General features: G+C 61.5%; 24 protein-coding genes. 12 read left to right on the top strand and 12 right to left on the bottom strand.

The annotated features are described in order from the left end of the window. Position 1: 1 nt before the first annotated feature. Genes ACTQ4R_RS06850 through aroQ form a run of 5 tightly spaced genes read left to right on the top strand, consistent with a single transcriptional unit; the run spans position 2 to position 5037 of the window. Positions 2–1174, top strand: a complete 1173-nt coding sequence (locus tag ACTQ4R_RS06850) for a 3-phosphoshikimate 1-carboxyvinyltransferase (RefSeq protein WP_441627122.1) — start codon at positions 2–4, stop codon at positions 1172–1174. After that, a complete protein-coding gene (gene aroC, locus ACTQ4R_RS06845) occupies positions 1164–2255 on the top strand; it encodes a chorismate synthase (RefSeq protein ID WP_441627120.1) in 1092 nt (363 codons plus the stop codon). Before ACTQ4R_RS06850 ends, aroC begins: the two co-directional genes overlap by 11 nt. After that, the gene (locus ACTQ4R_RS06840) at positions 2242–3378 is read left to right on the top strand and encodes a bifunctional chorismate mutase/prephenate dehydratase (protein ID WP_441627118.1); all 1137 of its coding nucleotides are present in this window, start codon (positions 2242–2244) and stop codon (positions 3376–3378) included. The genes aroC and ACTQ4R_RS06840 overlap by 14 nt, the downstream gene beginning before the upstream one ends. 2 nt (positions 3379–3380) lie before the next feature. Then, entirely contained in the window at positions 3381–4628 is a 1248-nt protein-coding gene (locus ACTQ4R_RS06835) for a shikimate kinase (RefSeq protein ID WP_441627116.1), read from the top strand. Beyond that, on the top strand, positions 4609–5037 hold the full coding sequence (aroQ, locus tag ACTQ4R_RS06830; RefSeq protein ID WP_441627114.1) for a type II 3-dehydroquinate dehydratase: 429 nt from the start codon (positions 4609–4611) through the stop codon (positions 5035–5037). The genes ACTQ4R_RS06835 and aroQ overlap by 20 nt, the downstream gene beginning before the upstream one ends. Before the next feature lie 130 nt (positions 5038–5167). Here aroQ and ACTQ4R_RS06825 read toward each other — a convergent pair whose 3' ends face one another. From ACTQ4R_RS06825 to ACTQ4R_RS06815, 3 genes are all read right to left on the bottom strand, one after another. Further along, complete coding sequence (locus tag ACTQ4R_RS06825) at positions 5168–6880, bottom strand: carbon starvation CstA family protein (RefSeq protein WP_441627112.1); 1713 nt, start codon at positions 6878–6880, stop codon at positions 5168–5170. Positions 6881–6897: 17 nt separating this feature from the next. Further along, positions 6898–7416 carry a hypothetical protein gene (locus tag ACTQ4R_RS06820; RefSeq protein ID WP_441627110.1) on the bottom strand — a complete coding sequence of 173 codons (519 nt, stop codon included), beginning with the start codon at positions 7414–7416 and terminating at the stop codon, positions 6898–6900. A 350-nt stretch (positions 7417–7766) separates the two neighbouring features. Continuing rightward, the gene (locus tag ACTQ4R_RS06815) at positions 7767–8450 is read right to left on the bottom strand and encodes a FadR/GntR family transcriptional regulator (RefSeq protein WP_441627108.1); all 684 of its coding nucleotides are present in this window, start codon (positions 8448–8450) and stop codon (positions 7767–7769) included. A gap of 192 nt (positions 8451–8642) precedes the next feature. Between ACTQ4R_RS06815 and ACTQ4R_RS06810 the strand changes: the two genes are divergently transcribed. The 6 genes from ACTQ4R_RS06810 to ACTQ4R_RS06785 all read left to right on the top strand — a co-directional run bounded on the left by ACTQ4R_RS06810 (position 8643) and on the right by ACTQ4R_RS06785 (position 13484). Further along, entirely contained in the window at positions 8643–9323 is a 681-nt protein-coding gene (locus tag ACTQ4R_RS06810; protein WP_441627106.1) for a hypothetical protein, read from the top strand. Between the two features lie 35 nt (positions 9324–9358). Beyond that, complete coding sequence (locus ACTQ4R_RS06805) at positions 9359–9571, top strand: 4Fe-4S dicluster domain-containing protein (protein WP_441627104.1); 213 nt, start codon at positions 9359–9361, stop codon at positions 9569–9571. An 18-nt stretch (positions 9572–9589) separates the two neighbouring features. Continuing rightward, on the top strand, positions 9590–10660 hold the full coding sequence (locus ACTQ4R_RS06800; protein ID WP_441627102.1) for a 3-methyl-2-oxobutanoate dehydrogenase subunit VorB: 1071 nt from the start codon (positions 9590–9592) through the stop codon (positions 10658–10660). 1 nt (position 10661) lies between these two features. After that, positions 10662–11411 carry a thiamine pyrophosphate-dependent enzyme gene (locus tag ACTQ4R_RS06795; RefSeq protein ID WP_441627100.1) on the top strand — a complete coding sequence of 250 codons (750 nt, stop codon included), beginning with the start codon at positions 10662–10664 and terminating at the stop codon, positions 11409–11411. A 1-nt stretch (position 11412) separates the two neighbouring features. Beyond that, complete coding sequence (locus ACTQ4R_RS06790; RefSeq protein WP_441627098.1) at positions 11413–11949, top strand: 2-oxoacid:acceptor oxidoreductase family protein; 537 nt, start codon at positions 11413–11415, stop codon at positions 11947–11949. 458 nt (positions 11950–12407) lie between these two features. Beyond that, the gene (locus tag ACTQ4R_RS06785; protein ID WP_441627096.1) at positions 12408–13484 is read left to right on the top strand and encodes a branched-chain amino acid aminotransferase; all 1077 of its coding nucleotides are present in this window, start codon (positions 12408–12410) and stop codon (positions 13482–13484) included. Positions 13485–13551: 67 nt separating this feature from the next. On the opposite strand, the gene ACTQ4R_RS06780 is transcribed toward ACTQ4R_RS06785, so the two are convergent. Together ACTQ4R_RS06780 and ACTQ4R_RS06775 are read right to left on the bottom strand one after the other, a co-directional pair. Continuing rightward, positions 13552–14127: a GNAT family N-acetyltransferase gene (locus ACTQ4R_RS06780; protein WP_441627094.1), complete on the bottom strand. Its 576-nt coding sequence runs from the start codon at positions 14125–14127 to the stop codon at positions 13552–13554. A 61-nt stretch (positions 14128–14188) separates the two neighbouring features. After that, positions 14189–14620 carry a hypothetical protein gene (locus ACTQ4R_RS06775; protein WP_441627093.1) on the bottom strand — a complete coding sequence of 144 codons (432 nt, stop codon included), beginning with the start codon at positions 14618–14620 and terminating at the stop codon, positions 14189–14191. Positions 14621–14802: 182 nt separating this feature from the next. Here ACTQ4R_RS06775 and htpG point away from each other — a divergent pair, with 182 nt between their 5' ends. Continuing rightward, entirely contained in the window at positions 14803–16686 is a 1884-nt protein-coding gene (gene htpG, locus ACTQ4R_RS06770) for a molecular chaperone HtpG (RefSeq protein WP_441627091.1), read from the top strand. Between the two features lie 31 nt (positions 16687–16717). On the opposite strand, the gene ACTQ4R_RS06765 is transcribed toward htpG, so the two are convergent. The 7 genes from ACTQ4R_RS06765 to ACTQ4R_RS06735 form a co-directional block, all read right to left on the bottom strand. Beyond that, entirely contained in the window at positions 16718–17815 is a 1098-nt protein-coding gene (locus ACTQ4R_RS06765; RefSeq protein ID WP_441627089.1) for a DUF3810 domain-containing protein, read from the bottom strand. A 4-nt stretch (positions 17816–17819) separates the two neighbouring features. Further along, positions 17820–18554, bottom strand: coding sequence for an ABC transporter ATP-binding protein (locus ACTQ4R_RS06760; RefSeq protein WP_441627087.1), 735 nt, complete (start codon positions 18552–18554; stop codon positions 17820–17822). After that, the gene (locus ACTQ4R_RS06755) at positions 18551–19342 is read right to left on the bottom strand and encodes an ABC transporter ATP-binding protein (protein WP_441627085.1); all 792 of its coding nucleotides are present in this window, start codon (positions 19340–19342) and stop codon (positions 18551–18553) included. The genes ACTQ4R_RS06760 and ACTQ4R_RS06755 overlap by 4 nt, the downstream gene beginning before the upstream one ends. After that, on the bottom strand, positions 19342–20151 hold the full coding sequence (locus ACTQ4R_RS06750) for an ABC transporter permease (RefSeq protein WP_441627083.1): 810 nt from the start codon (positions 20149–20151) through the stop codon (positions 19342–19344). The genes ACTQ4R_RS06755 and ACTQ4R_RS06750 overlap by 1 nt, the downstream gene beginning before the upstream one ends. Further along, complete coding sequence (locus ACTQ4R_RS06745) at positions 20148–21107, bottom strand: ABC transporter permease (RefSeq protein ID WP_441627082.1); 960 nt, start codon at positions 21105–21107, stop codon at positions 20148–20150. Before ACTQ4R_RS06745 ends, ACTQ4R_RS06750 begins: the two co-directional genes overlap by 4 nt. 42 nt (positions 21108–21149) lie before the next feature. Then, positions 21150–22697 carry an ABC transporter substrate-binding protein gene (locus ACTQ4R_RS06740; protein ID WP_441627080.1) on the bottom strand — a complete coding sequence of 516 codons (1548 nt, stop codon included), beginning with the start codon at positions 22695–22697 and terminating at the stop codon, positions 21150–21152. A gap of 192 nt (positions 22698–22889) precedes the next feature. After that, positions 22890–24137, bottom strand: a complete 1248-nt coding sequence (locus ACTQ4R_RS06735; protein ID WP_441627078.1) for an AI-2E family transporter — start codon at positions 24135–24137, stop codon at positions 22890–22892. Positions 24138–24201: the final 64 nt, after the last annotated feature.

Raw genomic sequence — 24201 nt, 5'->3', positions numbered from 1 at the left:
GATGGACGTTCGGATCGATCCCCACCACCTGCACGGCGCCGTGACGCCGCCTCCCAGCAAGTCCATGGCCCACCGGGCGGTGCTGGCTTTGATGCTGTCAGATGGAGAGGGCGTCATTTTCAACCTGGACAGCTCTCAAGACATCCAAGCCACCAAGCGGTGCGTGGAAGCGCTGAAAGCCCCCCGGTCAGCCGGGGACGTGCCCCGGCTGGACTGCGGCGAGTCCGGCTCCACCCTCCGCTTTGTCATTCCTATCGCCCTGGCTCTCCGCGGCGGCGGCGTGTTCACCGGCCGGGGGCGCCTCATGGAGCGGCCCCAGCAGCCCTACTTCGACATCTTTGATGAAAAAGGCATCTTTTACGAGCAAAAGGATGGCATCCTCACTGTGCAGGGCACCCTGACACCGGGCCTGTACCGCCTGCCGGGCAACGTGTCCAGCCAGTTCGTCACGGGGCTGCTGTACGCCCTGCCCCTGCTGCCGGACGATTCCCTCATCCAGATCACCACGCCGTTGGAATCCAGCGGCTATGTGGACATGACCCTGGACATGCTGAAAGCCTTCGGCGTCACTGTGGAACACGACAATTACGAGATTTTTCGTATTCCCGGGAACCAGGTCTACCACGCCCGGAACATCACCATTGAATCCGACTGGTCCCAGGCGGGCTTCTGGTACGCCGCCAAGGCCCTGGGCAGTTCCGTGGATATTTGGGGGCTGGACCCCCATTCCACCCAGGGGGACCGGGTGGCGGCGGAGCACTACGAACGGCTCACCTGTTCCGGCGACGTGGACATTGACGTGTCCGGCTGTCCGGACCTGCTGCCGCCCCTGGCGGTGATGGCCGCCATCCGCAGCGGCACCACCCGTTTCGTAAACGCCGCCAGGCTCCGCATGAAGGAGAGCGACCGCCTGGCTACCGTCCACGCTCTGCTCACCGCCCTGGGCGGACGGGCGGAGGAGGGGCCGGACAGTCTCACCGTCCGTGGCGTGCCCGCCTTTGCCGGCGGCACGGTGGACGGGGCCAACGACCACCGCGTCGTTATGGCGGCGGCCATCGCCGCCACCCGCGCCGCCGCGCCGGTGACCATTCTGGGAGCGGAGGCGGTCAAGAAATCCTATCCCTCCTTCTGGGAGGACTACAAACGGCTGGGAGGTGTATTCCATGTCCTCTGAATTCGGAAATATCCTGCGGGTCAGTGTGTTCGGCCAGTCCCACGGGAAGGCCATCGGCGTCAACATGGACGGCCTTCCCGCCGGGGAGGCCATTGACCTGGAGGAGCTGAACGCCTTTCTGGACCGGCGTAAGCCCGGGAAGAGCCCCCTCTCCACCGCCCGGAAGGAAAGCGATACCCCTGTTTTCCTCTCCGGCCTGGAAAACGGCGTCACCTGCGGCTTTCCCCTGTGCGCCATCATCGAAAACAGCGACCAGCACTCCTCCGATTACAGTGAGCTTGCCGACAAGCCCCGCCCCTCCCACGCGGACTACACCGCCCGGGTGAAGTGGAGCGGCCACGCGGACATGCGGGGCGGCGGCCACTTTTCCGGCCGGCTGACGGCGCCGCTGTGCATCGCCGGCGGCATCGCCAAACAGATTTTGGCCCGGCGGGGCATCTTCGTAGGCGCCCACCTGGCCGCCGTGGGCACTGTGGACGACGCGCCCTTCCCCCTGCGCCCCACACGGGAGCTGTTTGACGCCGTTGCCGCCAAGCCCTTCCCCGTGGTGGACGACGAGGCGGGGCAGCGGATGCAGTCCCTCATCCTGGAAGCCCGGCAGGACCTGGACTCCGTGGGCGGCATCATCGAGTGCGCCGCCATCGGCCTTCCGGCGGGGCTGGGCGACCCCATGTTCGGCGGCGTGGAAAACCGCCTGGCGGCGGCCCTGTTCGGCATTCCCGCCGTCAAGGGCGTAGAGTTCGGCCTGGGCTTTGGCTCCGCCCGGCTCCGGGGCTCCGAAAATAACGACCCCTTTACCGTGGAAAACGGCGCGGTGGTCACCGCCTCCAACCGCTCCGGCGGCATCCTGGGAGGCATCACCACCGGCATGCCGGTGACCTTGCGGGCGGCCATTAAGCCCACGCCGTCCATTTCCAAGCCCCAGGAGACCGTCAGCCTCTCCGCCATGGAAAACGCGGAGCTGGTCATCCGGGGCCGTCACGACCCCTGCATCGCCCACCGGGCCGTTCCGGTGGTGGAAGCCGTCACCGCGACGGTATTACTGGATTTATTATTGGAGGGTAATCATGGAACTTTCTGAGATTCGGGAAAAGATCAATGCCGTGGACGACCAGCTGCTGGACCTGTTCCTGCAGCGGATGGACCTGTCCGAAGAGGTGGCCGCCTATAAGAACGAGCACCACCAGCCCATTTTGAACAAGCAGCGGGAGCGGGAGATCCTGGCCAAGGTGGCGGAGAAGTCCGGCGACCGGGAGCGGTTCTCCTACCACCTGTTCTCCACCATTTTCGAGCTGTCCCGCTCCCGGCAGGCGGAGCTCATCACCGCCCCCACCAAGGTGGAATCCCAGGTGAAGACCTCCCTGGCCGCCGGCGGCGAGGTGTTCCCCCAGACGGGCCTGGTGGCCTGCCAGGGCGTGGAGGGTGCCAACTCCCAGGTGGCCTGCGACCGCCTGCTGCCCCGGGGCAACATCGTGTACGTCAAGAGCTTCGAGGCCGTGTTCTCCGCCGTGGAGTCCGGCCTGTGCAAGTTCGGCGTGGTGCCCATTGAAAACAGCTCCAACGGCTCCGTCCGGGCTATTTACGACCTCATCCAGCGGAAAAAGTTCTCCATCGTCCGCTCCACCCGCCTGTGCATCCGCCATGAACTGCTGGCCCTGCCCGGCGTGAAAATGGACGACATCACGGAGATCTACTCCCACGAGCAGGCCATCGGCCAGTGCAGCAAGTTCCTGGGCAGCCTGGGCGGCGTCCGGGTCATCCCCTGCGACAATACCGCCATGGCCGCCAAAATGGTGGCGGAGAGCGGCAGCCGCCACGCCGCCGCCATCTCCTCCCACCCCTGCGCCGCCCTGTACGGCCTTCAGTGCGTCAACGACGCCATTCAGGACAGCGACAACAACTACACCCGCTTCATCTGCATCACCAAGGACCCCATCATCTACGCCGGCGCCAACCGCATCAGCCTCATCATCGCCTGCGACAATAAGCCCGGCGCCCTGTATGAGATCCTGTCCAAGCTGGCGGCCCTGGGCATCAACATGACGAAGCTGGAATCCTGCCCCGTCACCGGCCGCAACTTCGAGTTCATCTTCTTCCTGGAGCTGGAGGCCTCCGTCCACGAGCCCGGCGTCCTGCCCATGCTGGAGGAGCTGGAGCGCAGCTGTGCCAACTTCCAGTTCCTGGGCAGCTACGCGGAAGTGTGACCATGGCGCACGAGCAAGTATTCGGCCTGCTGGGCCGGAAGCTGGGCCACAGCTGGTCCGTTCCCATCCACACCGCCCTGGGCTGCCGGGACTACCGCCTCATTGAGCTGGAGCCGGAGGCCCTGCCGGCCTTTCTGCGGAACACAAACATCGGCGGCTGCAACGTCACCATCCCCTACAAGCGGGACGTGATGGCCTACTGCGACGTCATTGACGACACCGCCCGGGATATTGGCAGTGTCAACACCCTGGTCCGCCGGAAGGACGGCAAGCTGTACGCCTGGAACACCGATGCCGCGGGCTTTTGCTACATGCTCCGCCGTGCCGGCATTGACGTTGCCGGCGGCAAGGTGGTCATTCTGGGCAGCGGCGGCGCCTCTCTGACGGCCCAGGCCATGTGCCGCCATTTGGGCGCCCGGGAGGTGGTGGTCATCTCCCGCAGCGGCGAGAACAACTATGAAAACCTCTCCCGCCACGCCGACGCGGACATTGTGGTGAACACCACGCCGGTGGGGATGTTCCCCGGCAACGGTGCCGCGCCGGTGGACCTGGCCGCCTTCCCCGCCTGCCGGGGCGTGGCGGATGTGGTGTACAACCCCCGCCGCACCGCTCTGCTGCTGCAGGCGGAGGCACTGGGCATCCCCTGCACCGACGGCCTGCCCATGCTGGTGGCCCAGGCCAAGGCGGCGGAGGAGCACTTCTTCGGCGCCGCCATCCCCGACAGCGAAAATGAGCGCATCCTGGCCCAGCTGCGGCAGGAGACCGCCAACATCGTGCTCATCGGCATGCCCGGCTGCGGCAAGACCACCGTGGGCGAGGCCCTGGCCCGGCTCACCGGGCGGGAGGCCATCGACATCGACCAGCGCATCGTCCAGACGGCGGGCCGTTCCATTCCGGACATCTTCGCCCGGGATGGGGAGGCCGCTTTCCGGGAGCTGGAGCGCCGGGAGACCGCCGAGGCGGGGAAGCTCTCCGGTAAGATCATTCTGACCGGCGGCGGCGTGGTAAAAGACCCCCGCAACTACGCCTCCCTGCGGCAAAACGGTCGCATCTACCACTTGACGCGAAACCTGGACGCCCTGCCCACCGATGGCCGTCCCCTGTCCCAGGAAACGGATCTGGCGGTCATGTGGGCCCAGCGGGAGCCGCTGTACGCCCGGTTCCGGGACGCGGTCATCGACAACAACGGCACGGTGGAGGATACCGCCGCCGCTATTTGGAGGGATTTTTGTGCACATTCTGGTGATTAACGGCCCCAACATGAACATGCTGGGCATCCGCCAGCCGGAGATCTACGGCCGGGCCACCTACGCTGACCTGCAAAAGATGATTCAAGAGGAGGCGGACAAGCTGGGCGTCCGAGTGTCCTTTTTCCAGTCCAACCACGAAGGCGCTCTGGTGGACGCCATCCAGCAGGCCTATTTTGACAAGGTGGACGGCATCATCATCAACCCCGCCGCCTACACCCACACCAGCGTGGCCCTGCTGGACGCGGTGAAGGCCGTGGGCATCCCCACAGTGGAGGTCCATGTCTCCGACCCGGACAGCCGGGAGGAGTTCCGCCATGTCTCCTACATTCGCGCCGCCTGTGTGAGCACCATTCGAGGCCACGGGCTGCAGGGCTATCTGGAGGCCCTGTACCTTCTCTGCCAGCGATAAAAAAGACCGCCTCCCTATTACCGGAGGCGGTTTCTTCCACGCAAAAAAGGACTGCCGCGAATGCGGCAGTCCTTTTTCATACAGCGGAGACTGGCAAAACTCCGTCGTCTTTCGTGTTGCAGCAGACAGCTTACTTCGCAGCAGCCTTCCTCTGCTTGCTGATGGTGGAAATGCCCTCGATGGCCAGAACGATAGCCAGGACCACCAGCAGGACGCCCAAGATGACCTGGACATAGGGACCCCAGTCAGCGCCGCCGGCAGTGATCTTACCGACCTGCTGGATGGTGTTGATGATCAGAGAGCAGATGGTGACGACCAGCATGAAGGCCATGGGGAACAGGAACATCTTGTTGTTCTTGCCGATGTTGCCCAGCCAGGTAGCCACAGCCAGCAGGCCCAGAGCGGCCAGCAGCTGGTTGGCGGAGCCAAACAGAGCCCAGATCTTGCCATAGCCGTTCAGGCCCAGCAGCACGCCCAGGATGACGGTGATGCCGGTGGCAACATACATGTTGGACATGACCTTCTTGTAGCCGGTGACGTTCTCGGGAGTCTCACCCTTGGAGCCATCCAGCCAGAACTCCTGGAACATGAAGCGGGCCAGACGGGTGGCGGTATCCAGAGAGGTCAGGCAGAAGGAGGAATAGGTCAGCACCAGCAGAGTGTACAGCACGCTGTAAACACTGCCGTGGCTGGGATCGATCATACCGGCAATACCGCCGCCGAACAGGACGGTGGGGCCGACGCCGATGTCACCGCCGTTGGCGTTGGCATAGCCCGCCACAGCGCAGAGGACCAGGACGGCCAGAACGCACTCCAGCAGCATGCCGCCGTAAGCGATGGGCTTCGCGTCCGTTTCCTTGTTCAGCTGCTTGGAGGTGGTACCGGAGGAAACCAGAGAGTGGAAACCGGAGATAGCACCGCAGGCGATGGTGGTGAACAGGACGGGGAACACGGGGGTGGTGCAGGTCTCAGCCTGCACGGCAGGCAGGCTCGCCATGGAGGGATGGCCGATGAACACAGAGACAACAGCCAGGGCCAGCATGGCGTACAGCAGGAAGGAGCTCAGATAGTCACGGGGCTGCAGCAGGATCCACACAGGCGTGACGGAGGCGATGGCGATGTACAGGCCGCAGATCCACATCCAGGTGGTGGTGGACAGGTACAGGGGATGGAAGTTCATGCCGATGGCGATGATCACCACGATGCCGATGACGCCCACCACAGAGGCAACGCTCATGGGAGCGTTGCGGCGATAGACGCAGAAGCCGAAGATGATGGCGATGGCGATGAACAGCAGGGACACCATGGCAACGCGGGCATTGCTCTCGGAAGCCACGTAGTCCACAGCGCCGGCCTCGGTGAAGGTGGCGCCGAAGGTGCCGGCCACGATGGAGGCGAAAGCAGCCACCACCAGGATCAAGGTCAGATAGGCGAAGGTCAGGAACAGCATCTTCGCCCGCTTGCTCATGTTCTCGGAGATGATCTCACCGATGGAGCGGCCGCCGTGACGAACGGAGGCAAACAGGGCGCCGAAGTCATGGACGCCGCCGAAGAAGATACCGCCGATGACAATCCACGCCAGGCAGGGCAGCCAGCCGAAGCCCAGCTTCAGAGCGGAGATGGGGCCGGTGATGGGGCCGGCGCCGGCGATGGAGGAGAAATGGTGGCCCATCAGAACGGGGGCCGGAGCGGGGACATAGTCAACACCATCTTCCATGGTATGAGCAGGGGTGGGCTGGTCGTTCTCGCCGACGCCCCACTGCTTGCACAGCCAACGGCCATAGAAAATATAGCCGCAGGCAAGCAGAGCAACGCCAATGATGAGAATTACTAAACCATTCATTGTATACTCTCCCTTCTTTACTGCGCCTTAGAGGCGAAATTTGCCTCCAAGGTCTTTTTCGCTTCTTTTCCGGCTGGATTGGAAAGGAAGCTGTGCGTGGAAATTTCCATTGCCGCGATATGATACTCCATCCAGCCATGGAGTGCCAGCCGAAAGTTTTTCCGGAAGCGGGTCTTTTGAAGCAGCTTCTTCGCTTCCGGGGTAATGGTGTCCGCCAGGATCACCAGCGTCACAAAGGAGGACATGTGCTCCCTGTGGGGCTTGACCCGGTCCAGGCCTGCCCGCAGGGAGAGGTCGATCTGCTTTTGCAGGATCTCCTCGTCCAATTCGTCCGTCAAATAAAAATATGTATAGTCGTAATTTTCCACCGCGTTGAGCACGTGGCGCCGGGTGATGAGGTAATTCTCATCCCGCAGGTAATAGGTGGCGGCGGCGGGAAAGCTTCCACCCTCCACCGTCACATCGCGCTCAATGTCATAATGGTAGGCGTACGCGTCCAGCAGCTTGTTCAGCCGCTCCTGCTTTGTCATTTCCATAAAAAGCTGTCCCGCCTTCTTTCTGTCCCAAATTTTTCCATTCTACTTCCAAGGATACGCATACGCACCCCCTTGTAAAAACGATGTCATTATACACCGCTGGGATAAATTTGTTAAGAGGTTTTTAGAAATTTTGTGAATAATTCGTGAACGCTTTTGCTTTAGTTGTTTATTTCGTCAAACTTTTCCGTCGGTTTTTTCAAAATTCTCCAGCAGGTTTGCCATATATCGGGCTTGTATTTGTGTATAGTGCTTAATTTGCTTCGACCGGCAAGACAGCTTATTTTTACGAAAAGCGGCCCGCCAAAGAAATATTTTTCCGTTGCACCGTCAAAATTTCGTATTTTTTGTTACTTTTGAAGCGTGTTGATCAAGTGCCGGATATGGATGCTCATGGCATGCCGGGCGCCGGCCTCATCCCGCTGCAGCAAAAATTCCAGAATGACCCGGTTGTCCCCCAGGGCCGTCTCCAGCATCTGCTGGCGGTTGCCGCTGATCTGCATGATCTCGTTGACAGCGCTGTTGATGATGGGGTACAGGTGGCGCATATATTCGTTGTGGGACGCCTTGATAATGGCCCAGTGGAACTCCTGGTCCGCCAGGGGCCAGTCGCCGTCCTCCGCGGCGATGCGCTCCACCCGCTCCGCCTTTTTGCGGATCATCTCCAGCTCCTCGGCACTGGCCCGCTGGCAGGCCAGCGCCACCGTGGCCGGCTCAAAGATGAGCCGCATCTCAAAAAGGTCCTTGGCCCGCACCCGGGAACGCAGGCTGGACAGGGCCGTCAGGTCCATGCCGCTGGCCGGCAGCTCCTCCGCCACAAAGGTGCCCCTGCCCCGGCGGATCTCCAGCACGCCCTGGGCCACCAAAAAGGAAATAGCCTCCCGCAGGGTGGTGCGGCTGACCTGCAGCTCCTGGCTGAGCTCGTTTTCATTGGGCAGCTTGCTGCCGGGGCCGTAACGCCCCTCGTCCACGATCATTTCGTACAGGCGGTCGGAGGTCCGCTCCGACAGCTTGACTTTTTTCGTCTCTTCCATACAGATCCCTCCGTATCCGGTTGACCGGGCGGGTCTATACCCGGGTCTTGGTCTATCGCTAAATATTATAAGCTTTTTTGTCTGACAACGCAAGAATATACTTGACATCATATTTTACCGAGAGTACAATGACATCATACAACATGAATAAAAATAATACAACTAAACTTCAAATTTGCGAGGTGAACTGTCTTGAGGGCAGATGCTATCTGCACCCACCGCGTCTCCATCATCACCGGCCACTACGGCACCGGCAAAACGGAGTTTGCCGTGAACCTGGCGCTGCAGCTGGCGGGCTTGAACCATCAAGTCATGGTGGCGGACCTGGATATTGTGAACCCCTATTTCCGCTCCCGGGAGCGCAGGGACCTGCTGCAGGAGGCGGGCATCCGCTTGATCTCCTCTTCCCAGGCCTGCTCTGACGCCGATGTGCCCGCCCTGCCGGCGGAGCTTTTGACCATCCTGGAAAACCGGGACATCACCGGCGTGCTGGATATTGGCGGTGACCCCGTGGGTGCCCGGGTGCTGGCCCGGTTCAACGACAAGATCGTCCCAGAGGATTACCAGCTGATCTATGTGCTCAACGCCAACCGCCCGGAGGTCCGCACGCCGGAAGCGGCCATTGCCTATCTGCGGGGCATTGAGGCCACCACCAGCCTCACCTGCACCGGCATCGTCAACAACACCCACCTGTGCGGCGAGACCACCGCGGAGGAGATCCGCAAGGGCGCCCGGCTGGCGGAGACCGTCTCCCAGGAGACCGGCATCCCCGTGCTCTGCCACGTGGCGGAGGAGCGCTTTATCCCGGAGTTGTCCGATCTTTCGGAGCCTGTTTTTCCGATCACGATACAAATGAAAAAGCCGTGGGAATGAGCCACGAACCTGGAAAGAAGGAGGAGTTATCCAATATGACCGCAAAAGTAACGTTCAACTCCGACCGCTGCAAGGGCTGCGAACTGTGCGTTTCCGTCTGCCCCAAGCACATCGTTGCCATTGACAACACGGTCATCAACCGCAAGGGCTATCATCCCGCCGCGGTGACGGACATCAGCCAGTGCATCGCCTGCGCCAGCTGCGCGAAGATCTGCCCCGATTCCATCATCACCGTGGAAAAATTCTGAAAAAGGAGGTCATCAACCGTGGAAAAGGAACTTTGGAAAGGTAATGAAGCCATCGCTGAGGCCGCTATCCGGGCCGGCTGCGACTGCTTCTTCGGCTATCCCATCACCCCGCAGAGCGAGGTGCCCGAGTATTTGTCCCTGCATATGCCCCAGCACGGCAAGGTCTTTGTCCAGGCCGAATCCGAGGTGGCGGCCATCAACATGGTCTACGGTGCCGCCGGCTCCGGTATGCGCGCCATGACCTCCTCCTCTTCTCCCGGCATCAGCCTCAAGCAGGAGGGCATCACCTACATTGCCGCCGCTGAGCTGCCCTGCGTCATCGTCAACTGCATGCGCGGCGGCCCGGGCCTCGGCACCATCCAGCCCGGTCAGGGCGACTATTTCCAGGCCACCCGCGGCGGCGGCAACGGCGACTACCGCACCGTCGTCCTGGCCCCCTCCAACATCCAGGAGGCCGTGGACTTCGTGCAGGAGGCCTTCGACATCGCCGACTGCTACCGCAACCCCACCATGGTGGTCTGCGACGGCCTCATCGGCCAGATGATGGAGCCCATTGAGTGGCGGGACATCCCCAAGCGGGAGCTGCCTCCCAAGGATTGGGCCACCACCGGCAAGCACGGCCGTGACCACACCAATGTCATCAACTCCCTGTACATGGCCCCCGAGGAGTGCGACGGTCACAACGCCGACCTGGAGGCCAAGTACAAGCTGATCGCTGAGAAGGAAGTCCGCTGGGATATGAAGGACTGCGAGGACGCCGAGCTGGTCATCACCGCCTACGGCACCCCCGCCCGTATCGCCCTCAGCGCTCTGGAGACTCTGCGGGCCGAGGGCATCAAGGCCGGCTTGTTCCGCCCCATCACGCTGTGGCCCTATCCCGAGAAGGCGCTGCATGACCTGGCCGGTGAGGCCCACGTCAAGGCCATCCTGGACGTGGAAATGAGCGCCGGCGGTCAGATGATCGACGACGTCCGCCTGGCTGTGGAGGGCCAGAAGCCCATCTCCTACCTGGGCCACGCCGGCGGCGTGATGCCCACCATTGAGGAAATCGTGGAATCGGCCAAAAAGGCCCTGAAGGAGGCTAAGTAATATGGCGATCGTATATCAGAAGTCCAAGGGTCTGACGGATGCCGAGCTCCATTACTGCCCTGGCTGCAACCACGGCATCGTACATAAGCTGGTAGCCGAGGTCCTGGAGGAAATGGGCCTGCTGGACGAGGCCATCGGTGTGTGCCCCGTCGGCTGCTCCGTCTTTGCCTACAAGTATTTCAACTGCGATATGCAGGAGGCTGCCCACGGCCGTGCTCCCGCTGTGGCCACCGGCATCAAGCGCACCCATCCCACCCAGCCGGTGTTCACCTATCAGGGCGACGGCGACCTGGCGTCCATCGGCGCCGCCGAGATCGTCCACGCCGCTATGCGCGGTGAGAAGTTCACCACCATCTTTATCAACAACGCCATTTACGGCATGACCGGCGGCCAGATGGCTCCCACCACTCTGATCGGCCAGAAGGCCACCACCTGCCAGATGGGCCGCACCAAGGAGCAGGCCGGTATGCCCATGCGGGTGGCGGAGCTGCTGTCCACTCTGGACGGCTGCGTCTACGCCGAGCGCGTCTGCGTCACCGACATCCCCCATCTGAACAAGGCCAAGAAGGCCATTCGCAAGGCCTTTGAAAAGCAGATGGCCGGCGAGGGCTTCACCTTTGTGGAAGTCCTGTCCACCTGCCCCACCAACTGGGGCATGTCTCCTCTGAAGGCCAAGCAGTGGCTCATGGACAACATGGTTCCTTATTATCCCCTGGGTGTTATCAAGGAAACCAGCGCGGAGGTGAAGTAAGATGAAAAAGCAGATCATCATTTCCGGTTTCGGCGGCCAGGGCGGCCTGGCCATCGGCAAGAACCTGGCGGAGGCCGGCATGGACGAGGGCTTGAATGTCACCTGGGCTCCCTCCTACGGTCCCGAAATGCGCGGCGGCACCGCCAACTGCTCTGTGGTCCTGTCTGATAAGCCGGTGGGTTCCCCTGTGTTCGCGCGCTCCACGGAGCTCATCGCTCTGAACGAGCCCTCCCTAATGAAGTTTGAAGAGGGCGTCCTGCCCGGCGGCACCGTGTTCGTCAACAGCGACGTGGTCACTGACAAGGTCCAGCGGGAGGATCTGACCGCCTACTATATCCCCTGCTCCAAGATCGCTGACGAGGTGGGCAACGCCAAGGTCAGCAACATGGTCATGTTGGGCGCCTATGTGGCGGCCACCAAGGTCCTCAAGCCCGAGACCATTGAGAAAATGATCCAGGAGATGTTCGCCGGCCCCAAGGCCAAGTTCATCCCCTTGAACATTGAGGCCTTCCACCGGGGCATGGCCTGCATCCAGTAACAGTTCTCCCTCCTATTCTTACCAAGCTCATGGGAGGCCCGGCAGACACATTTGCCGGGCCTCCCATGTATCTTCTTGATTTTATGGCCTTTCTGTGCATTTTGACCATTGACTTTACCGCTTTAACAGCGTATAAAGTAAATAGTTATAGTCAGCTATAAATAAATGCGATGAACGGGATTTGTCCCGGGCACACGCTCCTTCAGAGAGTTGCCGGTGGGTGCAAGGCAGCAGGGGCCGCCCAGGGGTGTCACCCGGGAGCTGTCCGCAGAACAGGGGCTTCCCCCAGTATACGGACCGGACGCCCACCGATATCCGGGCATTTGAGCGGCCGCCTTTTCAGCGGCAATGAGAGTGGTACCACGGAAGTGTGACTTTCGCCTCTCCTGTTGAACAGCAGGATTGCGCGGAGGTCTTTTTTTATAGCTTCAATCCAAAAGTAAGGGAGAGTCATCAATATGTTGGATATCAAGATCACAAAAGCCGCGACCCTCAAGGCCAAGCCCGCCGACGAGACCAAGCTGGGCTTCGGCAAGATTTTTACTGACCATATGTTCCTGATGGAATATACCCGGGGCCAGGGCTGGCACGATGCCCGCATCGTCCCCTACGCCCCCTTTATCCTGGACCCCGCCTGCGTGGTGTTCCACTACGCCCAGGAGATCTTTGAGGGTATGAAGGCCTACCGCGCCGTGGACGGCACCATCCAGCTGTTCCGCCCCGACTGCAACGCCAAGCGCATGCAGGATTCCTGCGACCGCCTGTGCATCCCCACCATTCCCGTGGAGGATTATATCCAGGCTGTGAAGGCTCTGGTGGAGGTAGAGAAGGACTGGGTCCCCCACACCGAGGGCGCTTCTTTGTACATCCGTCCCTTCATCTTCGCCACTGACGTGGGTCTGGGCGTTCACGCCAGCCCCACCTACACCTTCTGCATCATCGTCGCTCCCTCCGGCGCCTACTATGCCGAGGGCATCAACCCCGTCCGCATCTACGTGGAGGACGAGTATGTCCGCGCCGCCCCCGGCCTGACCGGCTTCACCAAATGCGGCGGCAACTACGCTGCCTCCATCAAGGCCGGCGAGCTGGCTGAGGAGAAAGGCTTCGCCCAGGTGCTGTGGCTGGACGGCGTGGAGAAAAAGTACGTGGAAGAGGTCGGCAGCATGAACATCATGTTCAAGATCTCCGGCAAGATCTACACCGCTCCCTGCACCGGCACCGTGCTGCCCGGCGTCACCCGCCGCAGCTGCATCGAGCTGCTGCGTGACTGGGGCTACGAGGTCGTGGAGGAGCACGTGGCCATCGCCGACATTATGAAGGCCGGCCACGACGGCACCCTGGAGGAGGTCTTCGGCACCGGCACCGCCGCCGTGGTTTCCCCCGTCAAGGAGCTGGACTGGAAGGACGACAAGGTCTTTATCTGCGACGGCAAGATCGGGCCTCTGACCCAGAAGCTGTACAATACCATGACCGGCATGCAGTGGGGCAAGATCCCCGACGACAAGGGCTGGATCGTCCCCGTCTGCAAGGGCTGAGTCCACACACCGCTTTATAACAAAAGGGAGGAGCGCGGGCTCCTCCCTTTTACTATACTTAAATGTATCACTCCCCCGACGCCGCCGCCAGGATGCGGTCCACCTGCTCCCCGGGCACCTGCTCCAGCGGCCGCAGAGGCGCCGGCGCCGCGTCATACGCTCCGATGGGCTTTTCAAACCAGGCCACGTCCCGCCAGGCGCCGTCCTTATAGCCGGTGCTCCGCTGGACGCCCATGGTGCGAAAGCCCATGGCCCGGTGCAGCCCTTCGCTGGCGGGGTTGGGCACGGTGACCAGGGCGTAGACCGTGCGGATGCCCTGGAGCCGCAGCAGCTCCATCAGCGCGCCGTACAGCCGGCGGCCAAGGCCCCGGCCCCGGGCTCCCCGGTCCAGGTATATGGACAGCTCCGCGTTCCACTGGTAGGCCGCCCGCTCCGCCTGGCGGTGGGCGTAGGCATAGCCCACGATCCGGCCGTTTTCCCGGCAGACCAGGTAGGGGTAGCAGGCGGTGATGCCCCGGATGCGCTCCTCAAACGCCTCCTTTGTGGGCAGCACGCACTCAAAGGTGATGGGGGTGTCGATGTACTGGCCGTAAATGGCCAGCAGCTCCTCCGTGTCCCGCGGTGATGCAAATCCGATCTCCATATTGATATTCCCTCCCAAATCAAAAGCAACAGGGACGTACGGCCTTGTACGTCCCTGGGGCTTAGGTTTTCGCGTGGATCTGCGCGCCGCACTTGGGGCAGGTGATGATGATTTTTCCCTTCCCCACCGGCACCCGGCAGATGGTCCTGCACTGCTTGCAGGTAAAATATTTGTGGTCCTTATCGGCATGGCGGGCCTTTGCCCCGGCGTTCTTGTTCTTCACGCCCCATATCCAGTTCAAGTATTTGGTGTTTTCCCCCTGCCGCTTATAAAGGTTCTTGGAGAACATGCGGAAAAAGATCAGCACCATCAGCGGCCACAGCAAAATCTCGCAGACCATGGCGCCGCCCTCCAGCTTCGCCAGGGAGAACACCATCTGCGCGATGAAAAGGGCCAGGTATCCCCGCAGCAGCGCCGTGTTCAGCTGGTCCATACCGTTTCGTCCGTACATAAAGCGGGCAATGGCATTTCCGAGCTTGCGGAAAATTCCCATATCACAGGTCTCCTTTTCCGGCGCGGACGGGCGCCGGTTGATTTTTCTCTTATTTTACTCTGCCTCTTCCCAGCAGACAACCAATTTGCCCCGAAATTTACAAATTGGTCATTTATTTGTTTTGTTCAAAGTGATATACTCATCCCGTTGTGAAAAAATAAATAAAGGAAGTGCACCTCAACATGGCAAAAAAACAATTTAAGGCCGAATCCAAGCGGCTGCTGGACTTGATGATCAACTCCATCTACACCCACAAGGAGATCTTCCTGCGGGAGATCATCTCCAACGCCAGCGACGCCTGCGACAAGCTGTGCTACCAGGCCCTGACGGACGACTCCGTGGGCATGAGCCGCAAGGATTTCAAGATCGAGCTGAAAGTGGACAGGGACGGCCGCCTCATCACCGTCAGCGACAACGGCATCGGCATGGACAAGGAGGACCTGGAAAACAACCTGGGCGTCATCGCCTCCTCCGGCTCCTACCGCTTCAAGCAGGAGGTAGGGGACGACGCCAAGGACACCGACGTCATCGGCCAGTTCGGCGTGGGCTTCTACTCCGCCTTCATGGTGGCGGACCACATCACCGTGGTGACGAAGAAGTATGGCAGCGACACCGCTTATATGTGGCAGTCTGCCGGCGCCGACGGCTACACCATCACCGAGTGCGAAAAGACATCCGTGGGCACTGACATCATCATGCACATCAAGCCCGATACCGACGACGAGAAGTACAGCGAGTTCCTGGAGTCCTGGCGTTTGCAGGAGCTGGTGCGGAAGTACTCCGACTATATCCGTTTCCCCATCCGCATGGAAGTCAGCAAGACCCGCAAAAAAGAGGGCACTCCCGACGATAAGCCCGAGTATGAGACCTACTCCGAGGAGGAGACCCTCAACTCCATGGTGCCCATCTGGCAGCGCCGCAAGTCCAGCGTGAAGCCGGAGGAGTACAACAAGTTCTACCGGGACAAGTTCCACGACTACGCCGACCCCCAGAAGGTCATCGCCGTATCCGCCGAGGGCGCCGTCACCTACAAGGCGCTGCTGTTCATCCCCGGCGCCACCCCCTTCGACTACTACACCAAGGAGTACGAAAAGGGCCTGCAGCTCTACTCCAACGGCGTGCTCATCATGGACAAGTGCGCCGACCTGCTGCCGGAGCATTTCCGCTTCGTCCGGGGCGTGGTGGACTCCCCCGATCTGAGCTTGAACATCTCCCGGGAGCTGCTGCAGCACGACTGGCAGCTGAAGGTCATCGCCGCCAACCTGGAGAAGAAGATCAAGAGCGAGCTTGCCAAGATGCTCAAGGACGACCGGGAGGGCTATGAGACCTTCTGGAAAAACTTCGGCCGCCAGCTGAAGTACGGCGTGGTGGGCGAATACGGCGCCCACAAGGACCTGCTCCAGGACCTGCTGCTGTTCTACTCCTCCACGGAGAAAAAGCTCGTCACCCTGGGCGAGTATGTCTCCCGCATGCAGGAGGACCAAAAGTATATCTACTTCGCCGCCGGTGAGAGCCTGGACAAGATCGACAAGCTCCCCCAGACGGAGCTGCTGCGGGACAAGGGCGTGGAGATCCTGTACTTTACCGAGGACGTGGATGAGTTCTGTGCCCAGGTCCTCCACACCTACCAGGACAAGGAGTTCCGCTCCGTGCTGGACCAGGAGATCGAGGAGGGCGCCGAGAAGAAGGCCGAGGAGGCCGCCGACGCCCACAAGGCCGCCTTTGACTTCGTGAAAGAGACCCTGGGCGACGCCGTCAAGGAGGTAAAGGCCTCCGCCCGCCTCAAGTCCCACCCCGTCTGCCTCACCGCCGGCGAGGGCCTGAGCTTTGAGATGGAGAAGTATTTCCAGTCCGTCCAGCCGGACTCCGGTATCAAGGCCGACCGCATCCTGGAGCTGAACGTGGAGCACCCCGCCTTCCAGGCCCTGGAGGCCGCCGTCACCGCCGACCCGGAAAAGGCGAAAAAGTACGCTACGCTCCTGTACGACCAGGCCCTGCTCATCGCGGGACTGCCCCTGGAGGACCCCTCCGGCTACACCGACCTGGTGTGTGAGCTGATGAAGTGATAAAAAATGAGCCGCTTTCGCGGCTCATTTTTTATATCCGGTCTTTGTAGTACGTCACCAGCAGGTCCACCACGGTGCCGTAGGACTGGAGCCCCAGCTCCTGGCCATAGCCCTTTAAAAAGCTGTCGTACACCCGGTTGGAGACTTTCTGGGCCGCCTTGTCCTCGAACTGGTCCCAGTACTCGTTCTGATACCGCAGGTCCGCCTGGACAGTCTCCGGCAGGGCGCTTCGGATGGCCCAGTAGGCCTCCGGGTCCACCCGGTACAACGCGTTGCCCAAGTAGATATACCCGGACAGCCAGCCGGAATAGGCATACACCTCGTCGCCGCAGGTGGTGGAGGCCAAAATGGCCAGGAAGTTGCACTCCTGCTCCGAGGTAATGCCCCGCTGGTGGGCCAGCTCGTGGGCCGCCGTGGCAGGCAGCATGCTGGCGGGGGAATCCACATTCACGTTGGACTCCCCGGTGAAGGGACAGTAGATGCCGGTAAAGTCCAGGGCACTGAGAAAGCGGGAGAAATACACCGGCTTGACCCCGGTGTCGTCAAAGGCCAGAAAGGGATATTCCTCCTCCAGGGCGTCGTAGGCGCGGACGCTGTTTTCCAAAATCGCGCGCCGGTCCTCGGCGAACACACCGTCCTCGTCCCGGGCCACGCCGGGCGCCGTTTGCGCCACCTGCCGGGCGAAATACGCCGTCACCGCCTGCAGGTCCTCCAGCGCCACCGGCTGGGCGTACAGTCCGGACTTTTCCTGGAAGCCGTCGGCGTAGCTGTCGATGCCAAGCAAAAAGCAAAACCCCACGTAGATGGTCAGCGCCGCGCACACCGCTCCCAGCACGGCGCCGTAGGCCCGCTGGAGGGCGCCATGTCCCCGGCGCCGAATGACGGCGATGACGCTCCAGACCACATATGTGGCGGCAAGCACCACCAAAAGCACACACAGTGCCTCCGCCACGGAGAAGTCCACCCGGTAGCAGATCCGGCCGATAGCCCGGCGCAGGGGCGCTGTCACATGGGCCGCCAGAGCGTTCATCCACGCCCGGTTGCCCCTGCAAAGCCAATAGGCTGCCAGCAGGCCGAGGTCTGCCAGCAGCCAGATATGGAGTTTTTTGTAGGTTTTCAAAAGCTTCATGCCCTTATTCCGCGGCAGCGAGGAGCTGCCGGGTATACTCCTCCCGGGGATGGTCAAAAATATCGTCCACGGTGCCCTGCTCCACGATGCGGCCCTGCTTCATCACCAGCACCCGGTCGCACAGCTGGTACACCACGTTCAAGTCGTGGGAGATAAAGAGATAGCTGAGGTCCAGCTCATTTCGCAGGTCCTTCAGCAGCTTTAAGATCTGGGCCTGGATGGTCACGTCCAGGGCACTGACCGGCTCGTCGGCAACGAGGAACCGGGGCCGCTGGATGAGGGCCGTGGCGATGGACACCCGCTGGCGCTGGCCGCCGGAGAGCTCCGCCGGCTTGGCGTGCAAGCACTCCTCCGGCAGCTCCACCAGGCGCAGCATCTCCCGCACCCGGCGCTTTCGCTCCGGGGCGTCGTACTTGCCGTAAATACGCAGGGGCTCTTCCAATATCCACTCCACCGTGTAGGCGGGGTTCAACGAGCTGTACGGGTCCTGGAAGATCATCTGGGGCCGCTTGGTATAGTGGATGACCTCCCCCTGGTCCGGCTGCACCATGCCCAGAATGGTCCGAGCCAGAGTGGACTTGCCGGTGCCGGACTCGCCTACCAGTCCCAAAATCTCGCCGTGGAGGACGTCAAAGGACACGTCGTGGAGGACTTCGTGATAGCTCCCCTTCCGGAAGCGGCCACCCTCGTGGTAGCCACTGGTCACATGGTGGAGGGAGAGCACCAGATCGTCGTTCATGATTGCTCCTCCTTCCGTGTCCGGGTGGGGATGGCGGCAATAAGCCGCTGGGTGTAGGGGTGCTGGGGGTGGTAGAACACCCGGTCGGTCTCCCCCTCCTCCACCAGCAGCCCCCGCTGCATCACCGCCACCCGGGTGCAGAGCTTGCGCACCACATTCAGGTTGTGGGAGATGAACAGCATGGAGATGCCGGATTCCCGGTTCAGTTTTTTCAGCAGCTCCAAAATCTGCGCCTGGATGGTCACATCCAGGGCGGTAGTGGGCTCGTCCAGCAGAAGGAGCTTCGGTCGGATGATGATGGCCGCGGCGATCATGGCCCGCTGGAGCATGCCGCCGGAGAGCTCGTGGGGATATTTTTCATAGACGCCCTCCGGGTCCGGCAGCTCCACCGCCGCCAGGGCCTCCAGCGCCAGGCGCCGCCGCTCCTGAGGCGGCATATTGTCGTGAAGCCGCAGCACCTCTTCCACCTGTCGGCCCACCTTCATCAGCGGGTCCATGGCGCTCATAGGCTCCTGGAACACCACGCCGATGTCCTTGCCCTGGACCTTCCGCAAAAGCGTACGGTCCGCGTGGAGAAGCTCCGTGCCGTCCAACAGAATCTGGCCGGAGTAATCGCACTGCTTCCGGGGCAGCAGCCCCGCGATGCTCATGGCGGTGACGGATTTGCCGGAGCCGGACTCCCCCACCAGGCCTAAAATCTCGCCGTTTTGAATGGTGAAGCTGACGCCGCCCACGGCCTCCCGGTCCCGGGCGTGGAATTTCACATGTAAGTCTTTGATCTCCAGCATTAGGCCACCTCCCTGCCCCGGCGCTGCAGTCCCTCGCCGATAAGGCCCACGCCGAACACCAGCAAAATGATGGTCAAGCCTGTGGACACCGCGTACCAGGGGGCGGCGGTGAACATGCTCTGGGCCTCGGAGAGCATATAGCCCAAGGAGGCGTCCGGCGGGGTGACACCGATGCCCAAATAACTCATGGAGGCCTCCGCCAGCACGGCGTTGTTGAAGCCGATGGTGATGGCCGGCAGCAGCACGTGGACGGTGTTGGGCAGCATGTGCACCAGCAAAATGCGGCCGCTGCCCGCGCCCATGAGCCGGGCGCTTTTCACGTAGTTCACGTCCCGCAGGGCGGCGAAGGCCGTCCGGGTGACCCGGGCGAAGCTGGGGATGAACACGATGCCCAGGGCCAGCACCACGTTGTACTTGTTGCCGGGGCCCAGGACACTGATGATGACCAGGGCCAGCAGGATGCTGGGAAAGGCGGTGAGGGCGTCGTTGAGGCGCATGAGGACCTCGTCCACCACGCCGCCGAAATAGCCGGTGAGGGCGCCCACCACCGTGCCGCACACAGCGCCGATGGCCACGGTGGCGGCGGCGATGGCGAAGGTGGTGCCGGCGCCCTTCAGCACGCGGCTGAAGATGTCGCGGCCGAAATTGTCCGTACCCATAAGGTTATGGAGGGTGGGTCCGGACAGCTTGGGCCCCGCCATCATGGCGGAGGGGTCATAGGGCGTCCAGAAATAGCCCACCACGATCATCAGCGTCATAAAGCCCGTCAGCAGGAGGCCCGCTTTCAGATATCCGTTCAAACGCTTCATGCGTCACCTCCCAGCCGCAGGCGGGGGTCGATCCGCTGGTTGATGAGGTCCGCCACGGTGCCTGCCAGCACCACCCAGAAGGCCAGGATCACCACAATGGCCTGGACCACCGGATAGTCCCGGTTGGAGATGGAGGCCACCAGCAGCCGCCCAAGGCCCGGGATGGCGAACACCTGCTCCACCACGATGCTGCCCGCCACGATCTCCGCCATGGTCTGGGCCAGGAACGTGACCACAGGCACCAGGGCGTTTTTCAGCACATGGCCGTACAGCACGCCGGTGCGGTCGTTGCCCCGGGAGATGGCGGTGCGGACATAGTCCTTCTGCATCTCCCCCAGGACCGTGCTGCGCAGCATCCGCACCGTCATGGCCACCCGTGGGATGGCGATGGAGATGGCGGCGAAGAACAAATACTTCACGGCGCCGGGGAAATCCGTCCCCAGGTCCGGGAACTTGCCGTGGGTGAACCACCGCAGGGCGGTGCTGAACAGCCAGGTCAGCAAGATGCCGGTGAAAAAGGGCGGCACCGCCATGCAAAGCTGGTTCAGCGCCGTACCCACGCCGTCCAGGCGTCCTCCCGCCCGGCGGGCGGAGCGGACGCCCACGGGAATGGACACCGCCACGATCAGCAAAAAGCTCAAAACGCTCAGGCACAGCGTCACCCGCACCTTGGGGGCGATAAGCTGCCATACCGGCTGCTTATAGCTGATGGAGGTGCCCAGGTCGCCGGTGAAAAAGCCCAGCAGCCACTCCCCGTAGCGCACCATCAGCGGCCGGTCCAGGCCCATCTCCTTTTCCAGGGCCGCCACCTTTTCCGGGGTGGCCTGGGTGCCCAGCATGATCTCGGCGGCGCTGCCGGAGACCAGGGAAAAGGCCACAAACGCCAAAAAGGAGACGATGATCATGGTCACCAGCAGCATCGCGATGCGTTTTGCCGCGTATTTCATGGTCATCATCCCCTTTCCGGGCAAGCGGCAAAGGCTCTGCCGCTCTTCATATTACTGTGCGTACCGCACCGTGGACAGGTCCAGTACGTAGATGGGATAGAAGGTCACGCCCTCCAGTCCCTGCCGCACGGCCACCAGGTCCGCCAGGTCCTGGATGTAGACGTTGGCGGCGTTCTCGGTCAGATTCTTCTCCATGGCCTTGTAGATGGCGGTCTGCTCCCCGTCATCGTAGGTCACCAGAGCCTGCTGGAACAGGGCATCGTAATCGGCGTTGTTATAATTGATAAAGTTCTTGGCATAATCAGAGGTGAACCGCTCCAGCAGGGCACGGGCGGTCATGTTGGAGGCGTCCACGCCCACCACGGTGGACTGGAACTGGCGGCCGGCATACACGTCGGACACCCAGGTGCCCCACTCCACCAGCTCGATCTTGGCGGTGACGCCGATCTCCTTCAGCTGCTCCACCAGCACCTGGGCGGTGTCGATGTGGGGCTGGTAGTTGGAGGGAACGGTAATGGTCATCTCAAAGCCGTTGGGATAGCCGGCATCGGCCAGGAGGCTCTTCGCCTTTTCCACGTCCTTAGTGTAATAATTGGTCAGGCTTTCGTCAAAATACTTGCCGAAGGCGGGGTACATGCTGGAGCCAATGGGGCTGCCGTAGCCGTCAAAGGCCAGGTCGATGATGCCCTGCTTGTCCACGGCGTAGCACAGGGCCTGGCGGACCCGCACGTCGTCAAAGGGCTTTTCCGCGTTGTTCAAGTACAGGGCCTGCACCAGGTTCATGGTGCCCTCGGCCACGTAGAAATCGTCGCCCAGTTGGGCCACCTGGGTGCTGGTCAAGTGGGAGCACAGGTCGATGGCGCCGCTCTGAAGGCTCATCACCAGGCTGTCGGCATTCTCCATGATCTTGAAGGTCACCTTGTCCAGATACGCGGGGGTGCCCCAATACTCGTCAAACTTCTCCAGAACGATGTTGTCCTGGGCGGCCCGGGAGACAAACTTGAACGGGCCGGTGCCCACGGGGGCGGTATCCTGCTGGTCGTAATCGGCAGGCAGGATGGCGGTGGTCATATAGGAAATAAACTCGTTGCTGGGCTCGGAGATGGTGATGGCGACGGTGCGCGCATCCACGGCCTCTACCGACTGGATAACAGAAAACGCCTCCACCAGCGGAGTTCCGTCCGTGGTGTCGGCGCAGCGGCTAATGGAATATACAACATCCTCCGCCGTCACTTCGTCACCGTTGTGGAACTTCACGCCCTCACGCAGGGTAAAGGTGTAGGTCAGCCGATCCTCGGAAACGGTGTAGCTTTCAGCAACAGCAGGGGTCAGATCTCCCGTAGAAGTGGGCTTCATCAAGCCCTCGAACACATTGAACATGACTTCCTTGGTTCCTGCCGCCACCGCCAGGTGAGGGTCAAGACTGTCGTCCAGGTCCTGCGCGATGCCCACCGTGATCTCGTTGGCCACCGCGTCGGTAGAGCCGCCTTGTGTCTGTCCGTCTTCCGGGGTCTTCTCTGTGCTGCTGCCTCCGCAACCGGTGAGTGCGGCGCACAGGAGACTTGCCAGAAGAAGGAACGCCATGAGTTTCTTCTTCATCTTGGTTTCTCCTTTGCATCACTGCCTCTTTGAGGTCAGTGTTGGGCGGAAGCTGTCCGCCCTGACAGAAATGGTCGGCTCTATTCAATTGTAAAAGGAGCCTTGCGGGTAGTCGTTATTTTTATAACAAGCTCCCGCAAGGCTGTATTGTACACGATAGCATGGTCGATTGCAAGAGGATTTCGCAAAAAATTACGGTTTTTCTTCCTCTTCCGTCCCGGACCCCTCCGCGGCCGGCGCCGTCCTCTCCGGTGTGCCGGCGGCATAGGCCTCCGTCTCCAGGGGCAGGCCCCGCTTCTTCAGCAGCACCCGCACCAGGAAGTCGGCGGCGCTGTACAGGCAGGCGCACACCGGCACGCCGAAGAACATGCCGACAAGGCCGAAGAAGCTGCCGCCCACCAAAATGGCGATGATGACCCACAGGCTGGAAAGGCCCGTCTTGTCCCCCAGGATCTTGGGGCCGATGATGTTGCCGTCCAGCTGCTGCAGCAGCAGCACGAACAGCACGAAGTACAGCGCCTTCATGGGGGACACCAGCAAAATAAGGAACGTGCTGGGGATGGCCCCCAGGAAGGGGCCGAAAAAGGGGATCACATTGGTGACGCCCACGATGACGGACACCAGGGGCGTATAGGGAAATTTCAAAATGGAGCAGCCCACAAAGCAGATGATGCCGATGATGAGGGAATCCAGCAGCTTGCCCCGGACGAAGCCGGCGAAGATGCTGTCCACCTTGGCGGCGCCCCGCAGCAGCCAGTAGACCTGCTCCTTGGGGAACAGGCCGCACACCACCTTCCGGGCGTGGGCGGCGCAGGTCTCCTTGGTGGCCAGGAAATAGATGGACACGATGATGCCCACCAGCAGGTCGCTCAAAAAGCTCACCAGGCCGAACACGCTGCCGGAGACAATGGTCATCAGTGTGGAGGCCTGGGGCAGCACCTCCTTGGTGATCCAGTTCATGAGGCTGTTGTAGGACAGATCCAGCTGCTGGCTCACCCAGTGCTCCAGCGGCGGATATGTCTCCAGCAGATGAGCCACCCAGCCGCTGATGGTGTGGTAATAGGTCTCGATGTTGGAAAGCAGCTGGGCAATGCTCTTATACAGCTCCGGCAGCAGCACGGAGGCCAGCAGGTACAAAAGCACGGCGATGATGGCCCAGGTCAGCAGGATGCTCAGCGCCCGGAGCCCCGCGGAGGTCCGCTTCCCTTTTTCGAGCTTTTTCCCCTTGGGCAGGAACAGCTCTTCAAAATAGTTGACCATGGGCGTCAGCAAATAGGCGAAAAAAGCGCCGTAGAGCACAGGCGACAGGGCGGAGAGGAACTGCCGGCCAAAGGACTGCAGCACCCGGCTGCCAAAGAAGGTATCATACAGCAGCAAAATGGCGCTGACCGTGCAGAACACCGTCACTCCCAGCGTCACATGTCCGTCCTTCCGCTTCATTTGGCCACCTCCTCTGACATTTTTATTCTACACGGACCCCGGAGGAATTGCAATCCTCATTTTC

Origin of the sequence: Dysosmobacter sp. Sow4_B12 (assembly GCF_052116665.1) — a bacterium.
Taxonomy (GTDB): Bacteria; Bacillota; Clostridia; order Oscillospirales; family Oscillospiraceae; genus Oscillibacter.
Note: the sequence above shows the minus strand (reverse complement) of the source record. Positions and strands in the feature narration are given on the sequence as shown.

Bases quoted from the DNA above. Each gene is read 5' to 3' on its own strand.
- ACTQ4R_RS06850 (WP_441627122.1), top strand. From the start codon at position 2: ATGGACGTTCGGATCGATCCCCACCACCTGCACGGCGCCGTGACGCCG.
- aroC (WP_441627120.1), top strand. From the start codon at position 1,164: ATGTCCTCTGAATTCGGAAATATCCTGCGGGTCAGTGTGTTCGGCCAG.
- ACTQ4R_RS06840 (WP_441627118.1), top strand. From the start codon at position 2,242: ATGGAACTTTCTGAGATTCGGGAAAAGATCAATGCCGTGGACGACCAG.
- ACTQ4R_RS06835 (WP_441627116.1), top strand. From the start codon at position 3,381: ATGGCGCACGAGCAAGTATTCGGCCTGCTGGGCCGGAAGCTGGGCCAC.
- ACTQ4R_RS06825 (WP_441627112.1), bottom strand. From the start codon at position 6,880: ATGAATGGTTTAGTAATTCTCATCATTGGCGTTGCTCTGCTTGCCTGC.
- ACTQ4R_RS06820 (WP_441627110.1), bottom strand. From the start codon at position 7,416: ATGGAAATGACAAAGCAGGAGCGGCTGAACAAGCTGCTGGACGCGTAC.
- ACTQ4R_RS06815 (WP_441627108.1), bottom strand. From the start codon at position 8,450: ATGGAAGAGACGAAAAAAGTCAAGCTGTCGGAGCGGACCTCCGACCGC.
- ACTQ4R_RS06805 (WP_441627104.1), top strand. From the start codon at position 9,359: ATGACCGCAAAAGTAACGTTCAACTCCGACCGCTGCAAGGGCTGCGAA.
- ACTQ4R_RS06795 (WP_441627100.1), top strand. From the start codon at position 10,662: ATGGCGATCGTATATCAGAAGTCCAAGGGTCTGACGGATGCCGAGCTC.
- ACTQ4R_RS06790 (WP_441627098.1), top strand. From the start codon at position 11,413: ATGAAAAAGCAGATCATCATTTCCGGTTTCGGCGGCCAGGGCGGCCTG.
- ACTQ4R_RS06785 (WP_441627096.1), top strand. From the start codon at position 12,408: ATGTTGGATATCAAGATCACAAAAGCCGCGACCCTCAAGGCCAAGCCC.
- ACTQ4R_RS06780 (WP_441627094.1), bottom strand. From the start codon at position 14,127: ATGGAGATCGGATTTGCATCACCGCGGGACACGGAGGAGCTGCTGGCC.
- ACTQ4R_RS06775 (WP_441627093.1), bottom strand. From the start codon at position 14,620: ATGGGAATTTTCCGCAAGCTCGGAAATGCCATTGCCCGCTTTATGTAC.
- htpG (WP_441627091.1), top strand. From the start codon at position 14,803: ATGGCAAAAAAACAATTTAAGGCCGAATCCAAGCGGCTGCTGGACTTG.
- ACTQ4R_RS06765 (WP_441627089.1), bottom strand. From the start codon at position 17,815: ATGAAGCTTTTGAAAACCTACAAAAAACTCCATATCTGGCTGCTGGCA.
- ACTQ4R_RS06760 (WP_441627087.1), bottom strand. From the start codon at position 18,554: ATGAACGACGATCTGGTGCTCTCCCTCCACCATGTGACCAGTGGCTAC.
- ACTQ4R_RS06755 (WP_441627085.1), bottom strand. From the start codon at position 19,342: ATGCTGGAGATCAAAGACTTACATGTGAAATTCCACGCCCGGGACCGG.
- ACTQ4R_RS06750 (WP_441627083.1), bottom strand. From the start codon at position 20,151: ATGAAGCGTTTGAACGGATATCTGAAAGCGGGCCTCCTGCTGACGGGC.
- ACTQ4R_RS06745 (WP_441627082.1), bottom strand. From the start codon at position 21,107: ATGATGACCATGAAATACGCGGCAAAACGCATCGCGATGCTGCTGGTG.
- ACTQ4R_RS06740 (WP_441627080.1), bottom strand. From the start codon at position 22,697: ATGAAGAAGAAACTCATGGCGTTCCTTCTTCTGGCAAGTCTCCTGTGC.
- ACTQ4R_RS06735 (WP_441627078.1), bottom strand. From the start codon at position 24,137: ATGAAGCGGAAGGACGGACATGTGACGCTGGGAGTGACGGTGTTCTGC.